Source organism: Actinomadura sp. 7K534, assembly GCF_004348575.1.
GTDB lineage: Bacteria > Actinomycetota > Actinomycetes > Streptosporangiales > Streptosporangiaceae > Spirillospora > Spirillospora livida.
The window spans coordinates 15,368-35,134 of the sequence record NZ_SMKB01000057.1 but is presented as its reverse complement, the minus strand read 5'-3'; the positions used below and the strand labels follow the sequence as shown (position 1 = coordinate 35,134).

Below are 19,767 nucleotides of genomic sequence, written 5' to 3'. Positions count from 1 at the left end.
ACCTCAGAAACCCAACGCCGCGCCGCCCTCGCACCCTGGCTGCACATCTACAACCACCACCGCGGCCACACCGCACTAGCAGGCCAACCCCCCGCCAGCCGCGTCACCAACCTGTCAGGGCAGTACAACTAGCGGCCGAGGGCGATGTCCACGTTCTCGCGGAAGCGGGCGTAGACCTGCAGGTCGTCCTCGATGGGCCCGATCACCTTCTCGTGGGCGACGCGCTCGATGCCCACGCGCATGTGGTGCTCCATCTTGTCGCCGTGCTTCGCGGACGAGAGGGCCACGAGGTTGCGGCAGGCGGACGCGGTCAGCCAGCCCATCCCGAGCGTGCACACGACCAAGACCGCGACATAGGGGATGAGACCGGCGTCCCCGACCAGGCGGCTGGGGTTGTCGCCGCCGAGGTCGAACAGGCCGTAGGCGACGAGGAAGCCGATCCACACGACGCTCAGCACGGCGACCAGCACCAGGAAGTACTGCCACGTCTTGACCAGCCACCACCAGCGGGGCACGGCGTTGAACGTGGGCAGCGCGTGCTTGAGCGATTCGCCCAGGGCCTCCGGGATCTCGGTGGCGTGCGACCGGGCGGCGGCGCGGACGGAGCGTCCCCAATGTGTAGGAAGCTCCTGGGACAGCCCCTCGGTCACGGCCTGGAGCGCGTTGTCCACGTCGCCCTGCTGCGCGCCGATCGGCCCGGTGAATGCGTTGCGGAGCTCCTCGCGCAGCTCGGTCAGCCGCATCCGGCGCAGCGGGTCGGACCGGAGCCGGGCGGCGATGGCGGCGACGGGCCAGCCCACGAAGTCGGCGGCGCGCAGCTCGTAGGCGCTCTCCATGGCCTCGGCGACGGCGGGCGCGCCCGCGGCGTCGGTGAACGCCTGCACGAGGTCGGCGCGGCGGGCGTCGTCGACGGTGGACGGCGGCTCGGCCGCGTAGCGGTAGTCGGCGAACCGCTCGGCGACCTTGTCGACGTCGGCGGAGAGCCGCTCGGTGCGGGCGCGGCGGGCGGCGACGGTGTCCACGAGGACGTCGCGGAACCCGTACGTGCCGTCCTCGGCGACGGCGGAGGTGGTCACGATGCGCGGGTCGGCGAGGCCCTCGGCCTCCAGCAGGCGGCGCAGGTCGGCGACGCAGTCGTCGATCTCGTGCGGGGTGAGCCGGTCGACCTGGTTGAGGACGATGAGCGTCACGCCGGTGTGCCGGGCGAACGGGACGATGTAGTTGCGGTGCAGGGCCGCGTCGGCGTACTTCTGCGGGTCGACGACCCAGACGAGCAGGTCGGCGATGGTGACGAAGCGGTCGACCTCGGCGCGGTGCATCGCCTGGATGGAGTCGTGGTCGGGCAGGTCGATGAGGACGAGGCCCTGCAGGGAGTGGTCGGCGCGCTCCAGGTCGAGGGCGCTGGCGCGGGCGTAGCGGTGCCGCTTGTCCACGTCCAGCCAGTCGAGGAGGGGGCCCGCGCCGTCCAGGCCCCAGACGCACGCGTGGGCCTTCGACGTCATCGGGCGGCGCATCCCGGTGGGTGAGAGCTCCAGCCCGCAGATCGCGTTGAACAGCGACGACTTCCCGCTGCCGGTGCCGCCGGCGAGGGTGACGACGGTGTGCTCGCCGGACAGCCGCAGCCGCTGCCCGGCCCGGTCGAGCAGCGCGACGGCGTCGTCCAGGACGGGCTGGTCGAGCCGGCCGACGCCCGCGTGGACGAGCCGGTCGAGGCCGGCCAGCCGGTCGGTCAGCCCGGGCGGCCCGGCGGGCGGGCCGGGCACGTCCGCGGGGGCGAGGGGGATCCCGCCGGTTCCGGCCGGCGAGTTCGCGGGGATCGCCGAGGTGGTCATCGGGCAACCTCGAGGTTGTAGGTGGCCTGGTACAGCTGGACGGGGACGGTCTCGTCGGGGATGCCGGCGGAGTCGAGCACCTGCCCGAACCGGATGGCCTCCTCGTCGAACAGCATCCCGATGCGGCTGCGCAGGTCGGCGCGGGCCTTGGCGCCCATGCCGCGCAGCGACTCGGCGCCGAACAGGGCCTTGAGCAGCCGCTGCGGGACGGCGCTGTTGCCGCCCTCGACGGCCACGTCAGAGGTGCCGTAGCCGAGCAGGCCGATCATCAGGACGAGCGACACCGCCTCGGTGTCGAACGAGACCAGCTTGGCGACCGAGCGCTTGGTGACGCCCTCGGTGCGGATGAGCTCCTGGACGTGGTCCTGCCAGGAGCTGACGGCCCGGGTGACGCGGCGCGACAGCTCCGGGGAGACGTGCGCGAGCTCGGCGTCGGTCCCGGCGAGGACCTGGCGTCCGGACGGGTGGTCGCGCCAGCGGGCGATGACCTGCTCGGCGCCGTGCTCGGCGGACGCCATGATCAGCGATTCGAGGCCGGCGCGCAGCGCGGCCTTGAGCGCGCGGACGCGGGCGGGGCTGCGGCGGTTGCGGCGCCCGGCGCCGCGGCCGCGGCGCCCGCGCTGGACGTGCAGGGACTTCAGCAGGTCGCCGGTGCCGGCGAAGTCCTGCCAGCGGGCGAGCACCTCGCCGCGCAGCAGGGAGCCGTTGCGGGTCGCCTCGTCCAGTTCGGCGAGGGCGGTGCCGTAGCCGGCGTCGACCTCCCCGGCCAGCTCGGTGCGCTGCTCGACCTGCGCCTCGACCTGCCGGGCCAGCTCGGGGACGCGGGTGCGGAAGCTGTCGAGGACGGCGGCGAGGGTGTCGCTGATGACGATCTCGCGGTCCTCGGTGTCCTCGGCGACGCCGGTCAGCCAGGCGCGGATGTCCGCGACGGTCTCCTCGGGGAGGCGGCTGTTCTCGATGCGGGTCTCGGGGACGGTGAAGCGGCGGGCGTCGCCGACCTCGTGCTCGTCCAGCATCTCGCCGAAGTGCTCGACGACCTCGGCGCCCTGCGGCCCGGCGCCCTGCGGGACGCGGGACAGGACGACGCCGATGGTGGCGCCGTTCTCCTTGGCCCGCTGGAGCATCTGCCACACCTGGGCGTCGGCGTAGCGGGCGGCGGTGGTGACGCACAGCCAGAGGTCGGCCGCGGCCATCAGCTTGGTCGCGAACTCGTAGTGGTCCTCGAAGACCGAGTCGAAGTCGGGGCTGTCGAGCAGCGCCAGGCCCGGCGGGAGGACGTCGCTGCCGATGATGACCAGCTGGTCGCCCGCGATGGCGTCGGGGGCCGGGCCGCGGACGCGTCCCATGCCGGGCAGCATCGGCCCCTCCATGAACCAGTCGACGTGGTCGGGGTGGCACACCAGGATCGGGCTGCTGGTGGTGGGCCGCAGCACGCCGGTCGCGCTCACGCGGGAGCCGACGAGGGTGTTGACCAGCGTGGACTTGCCCGCGCCGGTGGACCCGCCGAGCACCACCAGCATCGGCGCGCCGGCGGCCTGGATGCGCGGGAGGACGTAGTCCTCCAGCTGGGCGCGCAGTTCGTCGCGGGCCTCGCGGGCCTCCTGGACGCCGGGGACGTCCAGCAGGAACTCGAAGGCGTCGAGCTGCTCGCGGAGCGCGGTCAGCGCCCGGATCAGCTCGCTCTGGCGCACCGTCCCGGCGCCGGGCTTCGCGGCCCGCCGGCGGCCGCGCCGCGCCTTGGCGTCCCCGGTCTCCTTGGCCGCGCCTTCGCCGGCGCCGTCCTCCGGCTCGGGCTCGGCGCCCTTCCGGGACGTCTCCTTGTCGCGCACCTCGTCCTCTTCGCGCGCGCCTTGCCCGCGCGCCTCCTTGTCGGGCGCGGCGTCGCCGCCGGGGACCGCGGAGTCCTCGATTCCGCGTCCCGGACCGGAGCCGGCCTGCTCGTCGTGGACCGCGCTTCGCTCTGCCGGGGGTGTCACGGATCCCGTCCCATGTCGGCTCGAATCATGTCGATCTCTCGTGCCACGTCGACCACATCGCCCACGACCACGATCGCCGGGGGCCGGATGTCACCGGCGGCCATCGCGTCGGCCACCGTGCCCAGGGTCGCCGTGAGCGACCGCTGGCCGGGGAGGGTGCCATCCTGGATCACGGCGACCGGCGTGCCGGACGACCGACCATAGCGCATGAGCGCGTCCGCGATCAGCGCCATGCGCTCGACCGCCATGAGCAGGACGATCGTGCCGTTCGCGCGCCCGAGCGCCGCCCAGTCGACCGTCGAGTGCTCGTGTCCGGGCGGGACGTGCGCGGAGACGACGTGGAACTCCTGCGCCACGCCCCGGTGGGTGACCGGGATGCCCGCGGCGGACGGCACGGCGACCGCGCTGGTGATGCCGGGTACGACGGTGACCGGGACGCCGTGGCGGGCGCAGTGCAGGGCCTCCTCGCCGCCGCGCCCGAACACGAACGGGTCGCCGCCCTTGAGCCGGACGACGAACCTCCCCTGCCGGGCGTGCTCGACCATGTAGTCGTTGATGCGCTCCTGCGCGACCGTCCGCCCGTAGGGGATCTTGGCGGCGTCGATCACCTCGACGTCGGCGGGCAGCTCGTCGAGGAGCCCGCCGGGGGCGAGCCGGTCGGTGACGACGACGTCGGCCATGGCGAGCAGCTGCCGCCCGCGGACCGTGATCAGGCCGGGGTCGCCGGGGCCGCCGCCGACGAGGGCGACGCCGGCGGGCTTGCGCCGGGAGTGCCGGGATTCGAGCGCGCCGTCGCGCAGCCCCTCGACCACCGCGTCGCGGATGCCCGCCGCGCGCCGCGGGTCGCCGCCGAGCAGCACGCCGACGGTCGCGTCGCCCGCGTGCCCGCTCGCGGGCGTCCAGGCCGGCGAGGACTCGGCGTCGTCGGCGCGGACGGCCCAGATCCGGGCGGCGTCGGCCTCGGCGACCACGTCCCCGTTGACCTTGGAGTCGTCGGTGACGGCCTGCACCAGCCAGGCGCCCGCGCAGTCGCCGGGCTCGTAGGGCCGCCGGTGCCAGGTGATCCTGCCGCGCTCGGCCATGCCCTCCAGGGAGGGGGTGACCTCGGGCGAGACCAGGACGACCGACGCGCCCGCGTCCAGGAGGGCGGGCACGCGGCGCTGGGCGACCCGCCCCCCGCCGACGACGAGGACGCGTCGCCCGCCGAGTCGCAGGCCTAGCAGGTACGGGGGCACGTGGTGGTTCTCTCGATCGGGTGCGCGGTCGGTTGACGTGCTGGTCGGTGACGTGCGGGGGCGGCTTGCGGACGCCGGTGTCGGACACGTGTCTTCAGTGAACAAAGGTACTCGGCTTCACAAGTGCATGGAGAGTGCCTCCGCGCAGTCGATAGCCGAGCGTGATCCATTCCGTGATCAATTAGTTACGGGGCCCGGCGTCCTTGCCGCTGACTCCGGCGGAGTCGAACGTGGCGACCTCGTGCAGCACCCGCACCGCGCCCTGGACCAGCGGCAACGCCAGCAGCGCGCCGGTCCCCTCGCCCAGCCGCAGTTCCAGGTCGACGAGCGGCCGCAGCCCCAGCGCGTCGACGGCCGCGGTGTGGCCCGGTTCGGCCGACCGGTGCCCGGCGACGCACGCGCCGATGGCCCGCGGGCACAGCGCGGCGGCCGCCAGTGCGGCGGCACCGGCGATCACCCCGTCAAGGACGACGGGGACCCGCAGCGCCGCCGCCCCGAGGACGAATCCGGCGATCGCGGCGTGCTCCAGCCCGCCGACGGCCGCGAGGACGCCGAGGGGGTCGGCGCCGTCCTCCGCGGGCAGGCCGTGCAGCGCCAGCGCGGTCCGGACGACCTCGACCTTGCGGGCGTGGGTGGCGTCGTCGATCCCGGTGCCCCGGCCGGTGACCCGCTCGGGCGGCAGGCCGGTGAACGCGGCGATCAGCGCGGCGGACGCGGTGGTGTTGGCGATCCCCATGTCCCCGGTGACCAGGCACGCCGCGCCCTCCGCGACCAGATCGCGCGCGACCTCGATCCCGACTTCCATGGCGCGCCTGGCCTCACCGTCGGTCATCGCCGGGCCGCGGGTCAGGTCGGCGGTGCCGGGGGCGACCTTGCGCCGGATCAGCCCGGGAGCCGCGTCGAGGTCGGCGGCGACGCCGATGTCGACGACGCTGACCCCGGCGCCGACCTGGGCGGCGAACGCGTTGACCACGGCGCCGCCGGCGAGGAAGTTGGCCACCATCTGCGCGGTCACCTCCTGCGGCCACGGCGTGACGCCCTGGGCGTGGACGCCGTGGTCGGCGGCGAACACGGCGACGGCGGCGGGCTCGGGCATCGGCGGCGGGCAGCACCCGGCCAGCCCGGCGAGCCTGACCGACACCTCCTCCAGGACACCGAGGGACCCGGGCGGCTTGGTGAGCCGGGCCTGGTGGTCCCGGGCGTCCCGCATGGCGGCCTCGTCCAGCGGCGGGATGGAGGCGATGGTCTGCTCGATCAGGTCCACGGTGTCCTCTCGGGGGGTCGGGCCTTGCTCGGATACCGCTCAGATTCCCAGTTCGCCCAGCACGTTCAGCAGCGCGTCGTTGGACGACCGGTCGCGGACCGCGATGCGCAGCCAGTCGGAGCCGAGACCTGGGAAGGTGTCGCCGCGCCTGACGGCGTAGCCGCGCTGCCTCAGCAGCGCCCTGATCCCGAGGGCGTCGGGCACGCACAGGCACAGGAACGAGGCACGCGCTCCTGGCACGACGTAGAGGCCGCGTGCGCTCAGTTCCGCGGACAGCCTGTCGCGTTCGGCGCCCAGTTCGACGGCCCACGCCTCGGCCTCGGCGACCGCCTCCGGGGTGGAGCACGCCTCGACGGCGACGAGCGCGGGCGTCGACACGGCCCAGAGCGGCTGCGCCTCCGTTAGCCGTTCGATCAGGTGGGGGTCGGCCAGGACGTATCCGGCGCGCAGCCCGGCGAGGCCCCACGTCTTGGTCAGGGAGCGGATGACCACCACTCCTGCGGGGAGCCGGGTGGCGAGGCTCTCCGGCTCACCGGGCACGCAGTCCATGAAAGCCTCGTCGACCACGACCGTCCGGCCCGGCGCGGCCAGCGCGGCGACGGCCTCAGCGGGATGCAGGACCGAGGTCGGGTTGGTGGGGTTGCCCACCACGACCAGGTCGGCGTCGGACGGGACGACGGCGGGGTCGAGGGTGAAGTCCTTGGTGAGGATCACGCGTTCCACGGGGTGCCCGGCGGCCCGCAGCGCGGCTTCGGGCTCGGTGAACTGCGGATGCACGACGACGGCCCTGCGCGGTGTCAGGACCCGCGCGAGCAGGACGAACGCCTCCGCGGCGCCGGCGGTGAGCAGCACCTCCCCGGCGGACCGGCCGTGCCGCCGCGCGACCGCACGGCGCGCCGGACGCGGGTCGGGGTAGCCGGCCAGGTCGGCGACCGAGGCCCGGATCCGCTCGGCCAGCCACGGCGGGGGCATGCCGGTGCGGACGTTCACGGCGAAGTCGGCGAGCCCGCCGCCGACCTCCGCGTCGCCGTGGTGGCGCAGGTCGACCTCGTCCGGCTCGGCGGGGTTCTGGATCACCGGTGCCCCGCCCCGTCCGAGTACAGCAGGGCGTTGACGGCGGCCGCGGCGACCACCGAGCCGCCCTTCTCCGAGGCGTTGCTGAGCTGCGGCAGCCCGCTGGCGCGCAGCGCCTCCTTGGCCTCGCGGGCGCCGACGAAGCCGACCGGCACCCCGATGACCAGCGCGGGGCTGACCTGCCGGGCGATGATCTCGGAGATCGCCTCCGGGGAGGAGCCGACGACCCAGACCGCGCCCGGCCCGACCTCCGCGTACGAGAGCCGGACCGCGGCGGCGGAGCGGGTGATGCCGGCGGCGCGCGCCATCCGCGCGGCGGCCGGGTCGGCGATGTGGCAGACCGGCTCCCGGGCGGTGATCCCCGCCGCGACCATCCCCTCGTCGGTCACGACCGGCGCGCCCTCGCGCAGCGCGGCCCAGCCCCGCGCGAGGTACTCCTCCGTGGTGACCAGGTCCACCGCGTACTCCAGGTCGGCGGTGGCGTGGATCACCCGCTCGGTGACGGCCCGCCACAGCGGCGGCATCGGGGACAGGTCGACGCGGGACCGCAGGATCTCGTACGACCGGACCTCGATCGGGTGGGGTTGACGGACGGTCAACTGCGCCTCCTGCTTCGCTTCCAGGTCAGGACACCAGGGTGGCACGGCTTTACGGGAGCTACGCCCCGATGCCGGGCTCTTCGGACTCGCCGGGAAGTGCGGGGATCGTGGCGATCGGCCTGCTGCGCCGGGCCGGGCGGCGGCCGGGGACCCGGGCGTCCCGCTCGCCCCAGACGACGGTCACCGGCTCCCCCGGCGGGCCGGACGGGTCCAGCGGGCTCGCCTGGAGCCGGACGGCATCGGTGGTGAACCCCTGCCCGGCCAGCAGTGCCACGATCTCGCGGGCCTCCTCACCGGAGGCGACGGCCTTGTCGCCCGAGACGATGGCCACGAGGCGGGCGGGGGCGAGCGCGGCGCAGGCGCGGACGGCCTCGGTCCCGGCGCGTCCGGTGAACCCGGGGCCGACGAAGACGGCGTCGGGCTTGGGCAGGTGATCTGCGGTGGGCCGCACGTCGCCGGAGGCCATCGCCACCTTGACGCCGTGCAGCCGGACGCTCTCGCGGATCCGCTCGCACGTCGCGTAGTCGCGGTCGACGGCGACCACGGCTGCGCCGAAGCGCGCGCATTCGATGGCTATGGAGCCGTCGCCGGACTCCACGTCCCACACCATGTCGCCGACCCTGGGGCCCAGCTTGGCCAGGACGAAGGCCCTGACGTCCGGACGCAGGCCAGGCCCCTCTCCGAAGGCTTCCGCGGGCAGCGCCCATCCGGCCGGAGACGGGGCAGGCCCGGAGTGCCAGCTCTGCTTTCCCAACGCGTGCCGGTTGTCCAGGACGAGCACGACCTCCGGGTGGTTCCAAGGACGAGTGGTCGCCTCCGCCGGACGGACGTAGACGACGCGCTCCCGAGGCCCGTCCAGGTTCTCGCACACCACGAACGATCGCGGTGTCACCGGGAACAGCGCGCGCGCCAGTTCCGCAGGCCCCGCACCAGGCCCGGTCAGCACCGCCACCTTGGGGTGGGCCCGGCACGCGTTCACGGCCTGCCGCAGGTGCCCGCCCCTGGCCGAGACGACCAGTGCGTCCTCCCAGGGCAGCCCCGCTTGGGCGAAAGCCCGCGCCACCAGAGGCGCGGCGGGCACGGTCTCCGGCGCGTGCCCCTCTTCGAGCAGCGTCCGGAGGATGCCGAAGTGGCCGGGATCGCCGTTCACGACGAGGACGACGTCCTGGTCCGACACATCGACGCCTTGCAGCGCGCCCGGGAGATCCTCGGTGGCGACAGTGCGCGCACCGGGCGCCAACGGCAGGCCCTCCAGGAGGCCGGGCTCCCCCATCACGAGGGCTGCGCTCTCCACGGCCTCCCGTGCCGCTTCGCTCAGCGGCGCCCCGTCACGGCCGACGACGGTCAGCATCGCCCACCCGATCGCTCATCCGGAACCATGGCCCACCTACCGGGCCATTCGCCCGTACATGCCGACCATGCGCTCCCCCGCCGCGTCGACCAGCACCACCTGCGCGGCGACGGGGCTCGCCGCCGACCCGGCCGCCTCGGCGGCGAGGCGCTCCAGCTCACCGGCGGTGCGGCGGCACAGCTCCCGGCCGCACGGACCGAGCCGGCCGGCGGCCTCCCACAGCGCGTAGGCGTCCCGGGCCGTCGGAGCCGCGGCCACCTCGGCGGCCAGCCCGGCTCCCCCGTCCATGTCGAGGGTGATCGATTCGAGGACCCCGGCGCCGGCCAAGAAGGCGACCTGCCCGTCCATCCCGGCGACCAGGACGACCTGCGCGAGCCCGTCCTTCACCGCCGCGCGCAGCGCTTCCGTCCCGGCGGGGACGAAGCACGCGTCCGGGAGCCTCGGCAGCATCCGCCGGGCGGCGTCCCGCACGCCGTCCCCGTACATCACGAGCGTCCTGTCCTCAGCGGTCACTGGGCCGTCCTTCCTCGTCCTGGTGGACGAGCCTTCCGGAGGCGCCGCCGGAGCGCCGCCACGGCACGCCGGACGCCGCCGATCCGGGACGCGGATCGGTCGCGACGCGGCTGAAGACGATCATGTCCTGGTGGACCCCGGCGGCGTCGCGTTCGGCTCCTCGCGCGATCCCCTCGCGGGTGTACCCGGCCTTCTCGGCGACGCGGACGGAGGCGTGGTTGGTGACCATCGCCCGCAGTTCGACGCGGAAGAGCCCGCAGTCGCGCAGCGCCCAGTCGGTGACCAGGGAGAGGGCCTCGGTGGCGTGGCCCCGCCCGCGCGCGCCCCGCCGCATCCCGTAGCCGACCTCGCTCGTCAGGTGGTCCCAGCTCACCTTGAACAGCCCGATGGTGCCGAGCAGGCCGCCGGTGTCGCGGTCCGTCGCCGCGAGGTGGATGCCCAGGCCGAAGCGCTGCACCTTGTGGACGCCCTCCCGCAGGAACCAGGCGATGGGCTCGGCCTCCAGCACCCCCGGGAAGTTGGGCGGCAGGAAGTCCTCCCCGGCGCGGATCGCCTCGATCAGCCCGGGAGCGTCGTCGAGGCCGAACGGGCGGAGCACGAGCCGCTCGCCCTCCAGGCGCACGCTCTTGTCGAAGGCGTTCACGCGCGTTCCCTTCCGCAGGCGTCGGCGAACCTGCTCGCGACCCAGGGCGACCCGGCCCAGTGCAGATGAAGGTAGGACGCGACGCAATCGCCCTGCACGAACCCCGCGGGGCCGGACCCGGCCCACTGCCACGCGGCCGTGTCCCCGCAAACCGGTTCGGTGACCGTTCCGTGGAACTCGTGGCCGCGGACGCGTTCGCCCGTGCGGGCGACGACCGAGTCGGCCACCGCCACCGCGGCACGATAACCCAGCGTCAGCCGCGAGGCCATGGCCGCGCGGACACCGTCCAGGACCCCGCACATCGGCGCACCGTCCAGCTCTTGCGCGAGATAGAGGAGGCCGGCGCATTCGGCGTAGATGGGCCGGGACGCCCTGCCGAACGCCGCCATCTGCTCGCGCAGGGATTCGTTGGCCGAAAGCTCCGCCGCGTGCATCTCGGGGAACCCTCCGCCGATGACGACGCCCTTCGTACCCTCGGGGAGCCTCTCGTCGCGCAGCGGGTCGAACCGGACGACCTCGGCTCCGGCGGCGGTGAGGAGTTCCTCGTTCTCCGCGTAGCCGAACGTGAAGGCCGGCCCCCCGGCGACGGCGACGCGCGGCCGTCCGCCCGTCTTCTCGGGGACGGCCTCGGACGGGTTCCACGGCTCGGCCCCCAGCGGCGAGGCGGCGCGGGCCAGGGCGAGCACCGCGTCCAGGTCGCAGGAGGCGGCGACGAGGTCGCCCAGCCGCCGGACGGCCTCCACCGCCTCCGCCCGCCGTTCGGCGGCCGGGACGAGCCCGAGATGGCGGGATGGGGCCGTCACCCCGCCCGTCTCGTGGAGCGCGCCCAGCACCGGGAGGCCCAGCTCCTCGACGGCCTCGCGGCACATGCGCTCGTGCCCGTCCGAGCCGAGCCGGTTGAGGATCACGCCGCCGACCCTGACCGTCCCGAACGAGCGGAACCCGTGGACGAGGGCCGCGACCGACCGTCCCGCCGCCGCAGAAGCATCGACCACCAGCACGACGGGTGCGTCCAGAAGGGTCGCGACGTGCGCGGTGGACGCGTAGTCGCCGCCACCGGCCGCGTCGGACAGCCCCAGACCCGCCGCGCCGTCGTACAGGCCCATGACGCCTTCGACGACGGCGATGTCCGTCCCGGAGGCGCCGTGCAGGAACAGCGGGACGACCATTTCCTCGGACGTCAGCCACGGATCCAGGTTGCGTCCGGGGCGTCCTGTGGCGAGCGCGTGGTAGCCGGGGTCGATGTAGTCCGGACCCACCTTGTGCGGGGAGACCCGCAGGCCGCGACCGGCGAACGCGGCCATCAAGCCCGTCGCCACGGTCGTCTTGCCGCTTCCGGTGGAAGGCGCGGCCACCACGAGACGGGGGACGGTATGCACGTCCGCACAGCATAGGCTGTCACGGTGAGCTACCAGCGCCTGGCTCCGGACGAGCGGCGTGCCCAGATCCTGGACGTCGCGCGCCGGATGTTCACCGAACTCCCCTACGCCGAGGTGTCCACCGCGGCTATCGCCCGCGAGACCGGGGTCCAGCGCGGGCTGATCCACTACTACTTCGGGACGAAGCGGGAGCTCTTCCTCAAGGTCGTCCACGGCCTGACGGCGTCGGCCGCGCTGCAGGTGCCGCCGGTGGACGAGCGGCGGACGCTGCCCGAGGCGGTCGAGCTGTGCGTGAACCTGTTCCTCGACACGGCGGAGCGGAACGCGACGACGTGGTTCGCGGCGCTGGACGCCGAGGGGTTCGGGCAGGACGCGGAGCTGCTGCGGATCGTCAACCGGTTCCGCGACGAGGCCGTCGAGCACATGCTCGCGGTGCTGCGGGTGCCGGAGCCGACCGAGACCCTGCGCGCCGTCCTGCGCACCTATTCGGGGCTGGTGGACGCGGCGACCCGGCAATGGCTCCAGGAGGAGACGCTCGACCGGGAGCAGGTGCACACGCTGCTCTCGCGCTCCCTCCTCACCCTGGTGAGCGATATTGGCCCCGCCCTGGAAAAGGAATCCGCCCGGAAATAAGGACCGGCCGCAGAAATGAGCCGCGCCGTCCGGACCGAGGCACGGCAGGGCTGCCGGGCGGTCCGGCCGGGAAGGCGCGGCAGGGCTAGGAAAGGACCGCGGTGGCGCCGGGAACGGCGAACCAGACGGCCTTGCCGCGGACGGGCGGCCCCAATCGCGACACCGTCCGCCGCATGCCCCATCGCTCCCCGGACAGCTCGCGGACGATGCTGAGCCCGCGTCCGCAGTCGCCGGACGTCCACGAGTAGCCGGGCAGCGCCGCGTCGGCGAGCGCGTCGAAGACGGCGCACCGCACCTCGCCCGCCCCGCCCCCGGCGCCGCCGGCCGAGGGGTCGCCGTCGGCCACGTAGAGCCACAGCTCGTGGGGGCCGTGCTCGCCGGCGTGCTGGTGCGCGTTCGTGGCGAGCTCGCTCACCATGAGCTGCGCGTCGGCGATGGCGTCGCACGGCGCGCCGAGCGAGGCGAGCGCGTTGCGCAGGACGGAGCGGGCGTGCCGCGCGCATCCCGGCCCGCCGGGCAGGGCCCACACCCAGCCCGGCATGGCGCCCGCCGGGGCGCGGGCGTCTCCGGTCGGGTCGGCCGTCGCGTCGGCCATGGTCTGGGGCGTGAGCTCGGCTGGCGTACGCTGCACGGGTTCCTCCCACGGTCTGCGTGCCTGACGCGGCCGGCCTGCTCGTCACGCAGAGTCCGTGGCCGGTCACGGAACAAAGCGTGTCGTGAGAATCTCACAATCGCAAGCGTCTTCACACATTTGCTTCACCCTTTCAGCCGGGTTCGTCATTCGCGTTGTGGCGGGCGCCCGGAGTGGCAAGACTCCACTCCCATGACCTACCGCCCCACCGTTCGTGGCCGCCGCCTGGCGCGGGAGCTCCGCAAGCTCCGCGAGGAGCAGGGCCTGACCCTGCAGGAGGTGGCCGACCGGCTCGACTGGTCGCGAGCCACCGTCTCCCGCCTCGAAACAAGCCAGACCCGCCCGAAGCCAGGCGACATCGCCGACATCCTCGACCTCTACGGCGTGCCGAGCCCCGGCCGCGACGCGCTCATCACCCTCGCCCGGCAGGCCGGGCAGCGCGGCTGGTGGACCGCCTACCAGGACGTCTTCGCCGGCAGCTACGTCGCCCTGGAGGACGAGGCGTCGCACATCCGCACCTGGGACCCCCAGCTCGTGCACGGGCTGCTGCAGACCGAGCCGTACTCCCGGGCCGTGATCACGGCGGGCCGGCTGCTGCCCGCCCAGGAGGACATCGAGCGCCGGATCGCCGCCCGCAAGATCCGGCAGTCCCTGCTCGACCGGGCGGACGCGCCGCGGCTGCAGGTGATCTTCGACGAGGCGGTGCTGCACCGGCCGATCGGCGGCGACGAGGTGATGCGCGGACAACTGGACGCGCTCGCCACCGCCGCGGCGACCCGCCCAACCGTGTCAATACAGGTACTTCCGTATACGGCAAAGGAGCATGCGGGCCTTGACGGACGATTCACCATATTGTCGTATCCCGACCCCGCAGACCCTGATATCGCCTATGTAGAGGGCACCATGGGTGACGTTTACCTTGAGAGTGCAGAGGCAATAGCAAAGCACAGGGATCGCTTCCAGCGGATCGAGGATGCGGCCCTGTCCCCCGAGGATTCCGCGCACCTCATCGCCGAGGCAGCAAGGAGCAGCCCGTGACCAACCTGCAGCGCGAACTCACCGGTGCCCCCTGGCGCACGTCCTCCCACAGCGGGAGCGGCGACCAGTGCGTCGAGGTGGCGCCACTGTCCAGCGAACTTCGCGCGGTGCGCGACTCCAAGGACCCCGCCGGACCGGCGCTGGTGCTGACGCCGGCCGCCTGGCGGAACCTGGTGAGCGCGATCAAGGAGAGTTAGCGGCGACCGGCCGGGGGCCGCGGCGATGCGCCGCGGCCCCCGCCCTTCCGAGAAACTAGAACCTGTTCTAGTATCGCGGTGCGTCGACAACCGGAGGGTGCAACGTGACCGCGGAACTCAAGCTCGGCATCAACGTCGGCTACTGGCAGCGCGAGGTCGACGACCAGACCGAGACGGTGCTGGCCGCCGAGCGGTGCGGCTACGACTCGGTGTTCACCGCCGAGGCGTACGGCTCGGACGCCTTCACCCCGCTGGCCTGGTACGCCGCCCGCACGTCCCGGATCAAGCTCGGCACCGCGGTCGTCCAGCTCTCGGCGCGGACCCCCGCGGCGACCGCGATGCACGCGCTGACGCTGGACGCGCTGTCCGGCGGGCGGCTCATCCTCGGGGTCGGCGCGTCCGGCCCGCAGGTCGTCGAGGGCTGGTACGGGCAGCCGTTCCCGAAGCCGCTGGCCCGCACCCGCGAGTACCTCGACATCGTCCGGCAGGTGTGGCGCCGCGAGGCGCCGGTGACCAGCGAGGGCCCGCACTACCCGCTGCCGTACCCCGGCGGCGCCGGCCTCGGCAAGCCGCTGAAGTCGATCGTCCACCCGTTCCGCCCGGAGATCCCCGTCTACCTGGGCGCCGAGGGCCCGAAGAACGTCGCGCTGTCCACCGAGGTCGCGCAGGGCTGGCTGCCGCTGTTCGTCGACCCGCAGCAGATCGAGCCGGTGTTCGGCGCGTCCCTCGCGAACCGCCCGGACGACTTCGAGATCGCCGCGACCGTCACCACGATCGTCACCGACGACCTCGCGTCCGCGCTGCAGTTCGCCAAGATCCCGCTCGCGTTCTACATCGGCGGGATGGGCGCCCGCGACCGCAACTTCCACCTCGACCTGATCGGCCGGCTCGGCTACGCCGAGGAGGCGGCGCGCGTGCAGGACCTCTTCCTCGGCGGCCGCCGCGACGAGGCGATCCAGGCCGTGCCGGACGAGCTGGCCGACGCGATCTCCCTGCTCGGCCCGATCGGGCGGATCAAGGAGCGGCTCCAGCTGTGGCGCGACAGCCCGGTCACCACCCTGCTCATCGCGGGCGTGCGGGACGAGCCCACGCTGCGCGCGATCAAGGACCTCGCCGACTCCTGACGCGGCGGGCTCCTGAGACCGACTCCACATCATCGCGCGGAATGGAGGTAGGACACCGGGTGCTACACCGAACAGCACCCCTGCGATGAGCAGTCTGGAGATGAGGACATCCGATGTCCGCGCAGCAGGACGCCGCCCGCCTTCTCGTCAGGACCCTGGAGGCGGAAGGCGTCGAGTACGTCTTCGGCATTCCCGGTGAAGAGAACATCCACTTCGTCCACGCGCTGAAAGACTCCCCGATCCGCTACGTCCTCGTCCGGCACGAGCAGGCCGCCGCGTTCATGGCGGAGATCTACGGCCGGCTGACCGGCAGGGCGGGCGTGGCCTCGGCGACGCTCGGCCCCGGCGCGATCAACCTGCAGCTCGGCGTGGCGGACGCCACCACCAACAGCACGCCCGTCGTCGCGATCTCCGCGCAGGTCGGCCTCGACCGCATCTACAAGGAGTCGCACCAGATCGTCGACCTGGTCTCGCTCTTCCGCCCGATCACCAAGTGGTCCGAGCTGGCCCCGACCGCCGAGGCCCTGCCGGAGATGGTGCGCAAGGCGTTCAAGACCGCGCAGACCGAGCGTCCCGGCGCCGTCTACCTGGCGATCCCGGAGGACGTCGAGACCGCGCAGGTCTCCGCCGGGCTGAAGCCGCTGCCGGTCAACGTCGTCCGCCCGCAGGAGCCGTCGCCGTCGCAGATCGCCCGCGCCGCCGACGTCCTCGCCACCGCCCGCCGCCCGATCGTCCTCGCCGGCCACGGCGCGACCCGCGCCGGCGCGGGCACCGCGCTGCGGTACTTCTCCGAGCGGCTCGGCCTGCCGGTCGCGACGACGTTCAACGGCAAGGGCGTCTTCCCGGACGACCACCGGCACGCCCTCGGCGCGGTCGGGTTCATGCGGCACGACTACGTCAACTTCGGGTTCGGCGAGGCGGACGTCCTCATCGCCGTGGGCTACGAGCCCCAGGAGTTCGACCCCGTCAAGATCAACCCGAGCGGCGACAAGAAGATCATCCATATCCACCAGTTCCCGGCCGAGGTCGACGAGAACTACCCGGTCGAGGTCGGCATCCAGGGCGACATCTCGCGCAGCCTGCACACGCTGGCCGACAGCGTCCACCGCCGCTTCGACATCAACGGCACCGGCGAGAAGATCCGCCGGATGCTCCGCGAGGAGCTGGCCCAGGGCGCCGGCGACGACGGCCATCCGCTCTCGCCCCGGCGCATCGTCGCCGACATCCGCGCCGCCATGGGCCGCGACGACATCGTCCTCGCCGACACCGGGGCGGTGAAGATGTGGATGGCGCGCATGTACCCGACGTACGAGCCGAACACGCTGCTGGTCTCCAACGGCCTGTCGTCCATGGGCTTCTCCGTGCCGGGCGCGATCGCCGCCAAGCTCGCCCACCCGGAGCGCAAGGTCCTCGCGGCGACCGGCGACGGCGCGTTCCTGATGAACTCCCAGGAGCTGGAGACCGCGGTCCGCGAGAACATCCCGATCACGGTGCTGATCTGGGACGACTCCGCCTACGGGCTGATCGAGTGGAAGATGGACATGGACCTCGGGGAGAGCTCCAGCATCAAGTTCGGCAACCCGGACTTCGTCCGGTACGCAGAGAGCTTCGGCGCCCGCGGGTACCGGGTGGAGTCCGCGGACGAACTCCTCCCCACCCTCCGCAAGGCGCTGGCCGGGGACGAGGTCTCGGTCATCGCCGTCCCGGTCGACTACTCCCACAACCTGCGGCTGACCGACATGCTGGGCGAGCTGACCGGCCCCTTCTGAGCGCGATCACCGGACGGGCCGAGCACGATTGCCGGACCGGCGACGGGGTAATGCGGCGAAGTGACCAGCCGCAAGGGCTTTGACGCCGTTCCGCCCGCATTGCGCAACACCGCGGCGGTGGCCGCGTGCATCCTGGTCATCGTCGCGGCCCTCGGCGTGCTCATCTACCTCGCGCTGAAGGTCGCGTCCCTGGTGATGGCGGTGATCTCCGCGCTGCTGCTCACCGCGCTGGTGGCGCCGGTCGCCCGGCAGGCGCGGCGGCTGCGGGCGCCCGCCTGGGTCGCCGCGCTCGCCGGGCTGCTCACCGTGATCGTCGCCGTCGGCGGGTCGATCGCGCTGGTCACCAACCAGGTCACCGCCCAGTGGCCGGAGATTCGCGGCAGCCTCTCCCAGGGGCTCCAGCGGGCCCAGACCCAGATCGTGAACACGCTGCCGATCAACGACCGGCAGCTCGACGACGCCGTCAACGGCCTCCTCAGCGCCCTGCGGCGGGGCTCGCCCGACCCGGTCGCCGGCGCGAGCATGGCGACGCGCGTGGCCGCCGCGGTGCTGATCGCGCTGTTCCTGCTGTTCTTCATGCTCAAGGACGGGCGGAGCATGTGGGAATGGGTGCTGCGCCTCGTCCCCGAGCAGCGCCGCGCGAAGGTCGACGTCGCCGGTCTGGCGGGATGGCGGGCGCTCGGGCAGTACGTGCGCGGGATCGTCCTGGTGGCGCTCGCGGACGCCGTCGGCATCGGGCTGGCCCTCGTGCTGATCGGGGTCCCGTTCGCGCTGCCCCTGGCCCTGCTGACGTTCGTCGCCGCGTTCGTCCCGATCATCGGGGCGGTCGTCGCGGGGGCCGCGGCCGTCCTCATCGCGTTCGTCAGCGGCGGGCTGACGGACGCGCTGCTCGTGCTGGCCGCCGTCCTCGCCGTCCAGCAGGCCGAGAGCCACCTGTTGCAGCCGCTGATCATGGGCCGGACGCTGCACCTGCATCCGGTGGTGGTCGTCGTGGCGGTCGCCGCCGGCACGCTGGCCGCGGGCATCGCGGGCGCCGTCGTCGCGGTCCCGCTCGTCGCGGTCGTCTACCGCATCGCGCGCGTGCTCGCCGACGACGACACCGACCCGGAGACCGGGCCGGGCCCGGCGCGCGACCCCGCGCCGGAGACGGCCGGCTCCTAGCCGCGCCGCCCGGTCAGGCGCGGCAGATGATCTCGCCGTGGGTGACCGAGAACCAGCCGTCGTCGGACGCCGCCCACGCCTTCCAGCCTTCGTAGACCTGCTGGAGTTCGTCGCGGGTGGCGTGGCCGCCCGCGACGGCGTGCTCGGCCACCGACGACCTGATCATGCGGCCGCCCCACGACTCGCTCCACCATTCGCGGTCGGCGGGCATGGCGTAGCACCAGGTCGAGGAGGAGGCGGCCACGTCGGTGAATCCGGCGGCGCGGGCCCAGGAGACCAGGCGGCGGCCGGCGTCGGGCTCGCCGCCGTTGCCGCGGGCGACCGCGTAGTAGACCGGCAGCCAGGCGGCCATGCCGGGCGGCTCCGGGTACCAGACCATGGCGCCGAAGTCGGCGTCGCGCGCGGCGACGAGGCCGCCGGGGCGGGTGACCCGGCGCATCTCGCGGAGGGCGCCGACCGGGTCCGCGACGTGCTGCAGGACCTGGTGGGCGTGGACGATGTCGAACGTGCCGTCCGCGTAGTCCAGGGCGTGGACGTCGGCGACGGCGAACTCGACGTTGCCCGACCCGGCGGTGTTCGCGCGGGCCTCTTCGAGGACGGTCTCCGCGGAGTCTGCGGCGACGACCCTGCCCGGGGCCACGCGTTCGGCGAGGCCGGCGGTGATCGTGCCCGGACCGCAGCCGACGTCCAGGACCGAGAGCCCCGGGCGCAGGTGCCCGGCCAGGTAGGCGGCGGAGTTCTCGACCGTCCGCCACTTGTGGGCGCTCAGCACGCTCGCGTGGTGGCCGTGGGTATAGGCCGGGGCCATCGCAATCACCTCTCTCCGGTGCCCGCACCCTACGCCCACTTCTCACATGATGGGAAATCTGTATCGATATATGAGACACCCGGGGCAAGAGAAAAGGGACCGAGAGCCGCTCGGTCCCTTTTCTCGTCGTCTTCCTCGTCGCCGGTCAGGCCGCCACGGCGACGCGGGCGGGCTCGGGCCGGGCGGCCGGGGCCGGCCGCACGGGCAGTGCCTCGACCGGGGCCAGCGCGGGCGAGGTCTCGGCGTAGGCGTTCAGCGTCGCTTGCGAGAGTTCGGTGAGCCACGGCTCAACGACGGTCCGCTCGGCGGGCCCGTGAAGCCGCGGGTGGGAAAGATGGAACGTGTCGGTCGCTGCCACTGCCAACACCCCTTCCAAGCCGGTGAGCCGCGCCGGTGCGAACCACCGAGAGTCACATACCCCTAGGTACGTCATTACAAGCCACTCGGTTCGACTCCTGTTCCCAGGTGTCGCCCGAATCACAAGGTCAACAGTACGGAGCACCTCTGACATTCTCGAACCTTTATTCGACCGCCCGGCCC

Annotated in this window: 19 protein-coding genes and 1 pseudogene; 7 read left to right on the top strand and 13 right to left on the bottom strand. The window is 73.4% G+C overall.

Annotated features, from left to right (window positions below; genetic code table 11):
- A pseudogene (locus E1266_RS14390) lies at nt 1–132 on the top strand (IS481 family transposase); the annotation flags it as partial.
- On the opposite strand, the gene E1266_RS14385 reads toward E1266_RS14390, so the two are convergent.
- The 10 genes from E1266_RS14385 to E1266_RS14340 form a co-directional block, all read right to left on the bottom strand.
- Complete coding sequence (locus E1266_RS14385; RefSeq protein WP_132047034.1) at nt 129–1,832, bottom strand: ABC transporter; 1,704 nt, start codon at nt 1,830–1,832, stop codon at nt 129–131. The pseudogene E1266_RS14390 and the gene E1266_RS14385 sit on opposite strands and share 4 nt — an antisense overlap.
- Nucleotides 1,829–3,808 carry a dynamin family protein gene (locus tag E1266_RS14380; RefSeq protein ID WP_243718410.1) on the bottom strand — a complete coding sequence of 660 codons (1,980 nt, stop codon included), beginning with the start codon at nt 3,806–3,808 and terminating at the stop codon, nt 1,829–1,831. The genes E1266_RS14385 and E1266_RS14380 overlap by 4 nt, the downstream gene beginning before the upstream one ends.
- Entirely contained in the window at nt 3,805–5,043 is a 1,239-nt protein-coding gene (gene cobA, locus E1266_RS14375; RefSeq protein ID WP_132047032.1) for a uroporphyrinogen-III C-methyltransferase, read from the bottom strand. Before cobA ends, E1266_RS14380 begins: the two co-directional genes overlap by 4 nt.
- Nucleotides 5,044–5,224: 181 nt before the next feature.
- The gene (cobT, locus tag E1266_RS14370; RefSeq protein WP_132047030.1) at nt 5,225–6,307 is read right to left on the bottom strand and encodes a nicotinate-nucleotide--dimethylbenzimidazole phosphoribosyltransferase; all 1,083 of its coding nucleotides are present in this window, start codon (nt 6,305–6,307) and stop codon (nt 5,225–5,227) included.
- Between the two features lie 39 nt (nt 6,308–6,346).
- The gene (cobC, locus tag E1266_RS14365) at nt 6,347–7,384 is read right to left on the bottom strand and encodes an Rv2231c family pyridoxal phosphate-dependent protein CobC (RefSeq protein ID WP_132047028.1); all 1,038 of its coding nucleotides are present in this window, start codon (nt 7,382–7,384) and stop codon (nt 6,347–6,349) included.
- On the bottom strand, nt 7,381–7,980 hold the full coding sequence (locus E1266_RS14360; protein WP_132047026.1) for a precorrin-8X methylmutase: 600 nt from the start codon (nt 7,978–7,980) through the stop codon (nt 7,381–7,383). Before E1266_RS14360 ends, cobC begins: the two co-directional genes overlap by 4 nt.
- Before the next feature lie 58 nt (nt 7,981–8,038).
- Nucleotides 8,039–9,331: a bifunctional cobalt-precorrin-7 (C(5))-methyltransferase CbiE/decarboxylating cobalt-precorrin-6B (C(15))-methyltransferase CbiT gene (locus E1266_RS14355; protein WP_132047024.1), complete on the bottom strand. Its 1,293-nt coding sequence runs from the start codon at nt 9,329–9,331 to the stop codon at nt 8,039–8,041.
- Between the two features lie 36 nt (nt 9,332–9,367).
- The gene (locus E1266_RS14350; RefSeq protein WP_132047022.1) at nt 9,368–9,844 is read right to left on the bottom strand and encodes a hypothetical protein; all 477 of its coding nucleotides are present in this window, start codon (nt 9,842–9,844) and stop codon (nt 9,368–9,370) included.
- On the bottom strand, nt 9,834–10,487 hold the full coding sequence (locus E1266_RS14345) for a GNAT family protein (protein ID WP_132047020.1): 654 nt from the start codon (nt 10,485–10,487) through the stop codon (nt 9,834–9,836). The genes E1266_RS14350 and E1266_RS14345 overlap by 11 nt, the downstream gene beginning before the upstream one ends.
- Nucleotides 10,484–11,866 (bottom strand): cobyrinate a,c-diamide synthase, encoded by a 1,383-nt coding sequence (locus E1266_RS14340; RefSeq protein ID WP_132047018.1) that lies wholly within the window; start codon nt 11,864–11,866, stop codon nt 10,484–10,486. The genes E1266_RS14345 and E1266_RS14340 overlap by 4 nt, the downstream gene beginning before the upstream one ends.
- Nucleotides 11,867–11,890: 24 nt before the next feature.
- Between E1266_RS14340 and E1266_RS14335 the strand changes: the two genes are divergently transcribed.
- Nucleotides 11,891–12,499, top strand: a complete 609-nt coding sequence (locus E1266_RS14335) for a TetR/AcrR family transcriptional regulator (protein ID WP_132047016.1) — start codon at nt 11,891–11,893, stop codon at nt 12,497–12,499.
- A gap of 85 nt (nt 12,500–12,584) precedes the next feature.
- On the opposite strand, the gene E1266_RS14330 is transcribed toward E1266_RS14335, so the two are convergent.
- On the bottom strand, nt 12,585–13,130 hold the full coding sequence (locus E1266_RS14330; protein ID WP_132047014.1) for an ATP-binding protein: 546 nt from the start codon (nt 13,128–13,130) through the stop codon (nt 12,585–12,587).
- A gap of 192 nt (nt 13,131–13,322) precedes the next feature.
- On the opposite strand from E1266_RS14330, the gene E1266_RS14325 reads away from it, so the two are divergent.
- The 5 genes from E1266_RS14325 (at nt 13,323) to E1266_RS14305 (ending at nt 18,419) form a co-directional block, all read left to right on the top strand.
- Nucleotides 13,323–14,168: a helix-turn-helix transcriptional regulator gene (locus E1266_RS14325; protein ID WP_132047012.1), complete on the top strand. Its 846-nt coding sequence runs from the start codon at nt 13,323–13,325 to the stop codon at nt 14,166–14,168.
- Nucleotides 14,165–14,365, top strand: a complete 201-nt coding sequence (locus tag E1266_RS14320; RefSeq protein WP_132047010.1) for a DUF397 domain-containing protein — start codon at nt 14,165–14,167, stop codon at nt 14,363–14,365. Before E1266_RS14325 ends, E1266_RS14320 begins: the two co-directional genes overlap by 4 nt.
- 104 nt (nt 14,366–14,469) lie before the next feature.
- On the top strand, nt 14,470–15,489 hold the full coding sequence (locus E1266_RS14315; RefSeq protein ID WP_132047008.1) for an LLM class F420-dependent oxidoreductase: 1,020 nt from the start codon (nt 14,470–14,472) through the stop codon (nt 15,487–15,489).
- A gap of 113 nt (nt 15,490–15,602) precedes the next feature.
- Nucleotides 15,603–17,258, top strand: a complete 1,656-nt coding sequence (locus E1266_RS14310; RefSeq protein ID WP_132047006.1) for an acetolactate synthase large subunit — start codon at nt 15,603–15,605, stop codon at nt 17,256–17,258.
- A gap of 60 nt (nt 17,259–17,318) precedes the next feature.
- On the top strand, nt 17,319–18,419 hold the full coding sequence (locus tag E1266_RS14305) for an AI-2E family transporter (protein WP_132047004.1): 1,101 nt from the start codon (nt 17,319–17,321) through the stop codon (nt 18,417–18,419).
- Nucleotides 18,420–18,432: 13 nt separating this feature from the next.
- Here the strand turns inward: E1266_RS14305 and E1266_RS14300 are convergent, their stop codons facing one another.
- Complete coding sequence (locus E1266_RS14300; protein WP_132047002.1) at nt 18,433–19,227, bottom strand: methyltransferase domain-containing protein; 795 nt, start codon at nt 19,225–19,227, stop codon at nt 18,433–18,435.
- A gap of 145 nt (nt 19,228–19,372) precedes the next feature.
- A complete protein-coding gene (locus E1266_RS14295) occupies nt 19,373–19,585 on the bottom strand; it encodes a hypothetical protein (RefSeq protein ID WP_132047000.1) in 213 nt (70 codons plus the stop codon).
- Between the last annotated feature and the right edge of the window lie 182 nt (nt 19,586–19,767).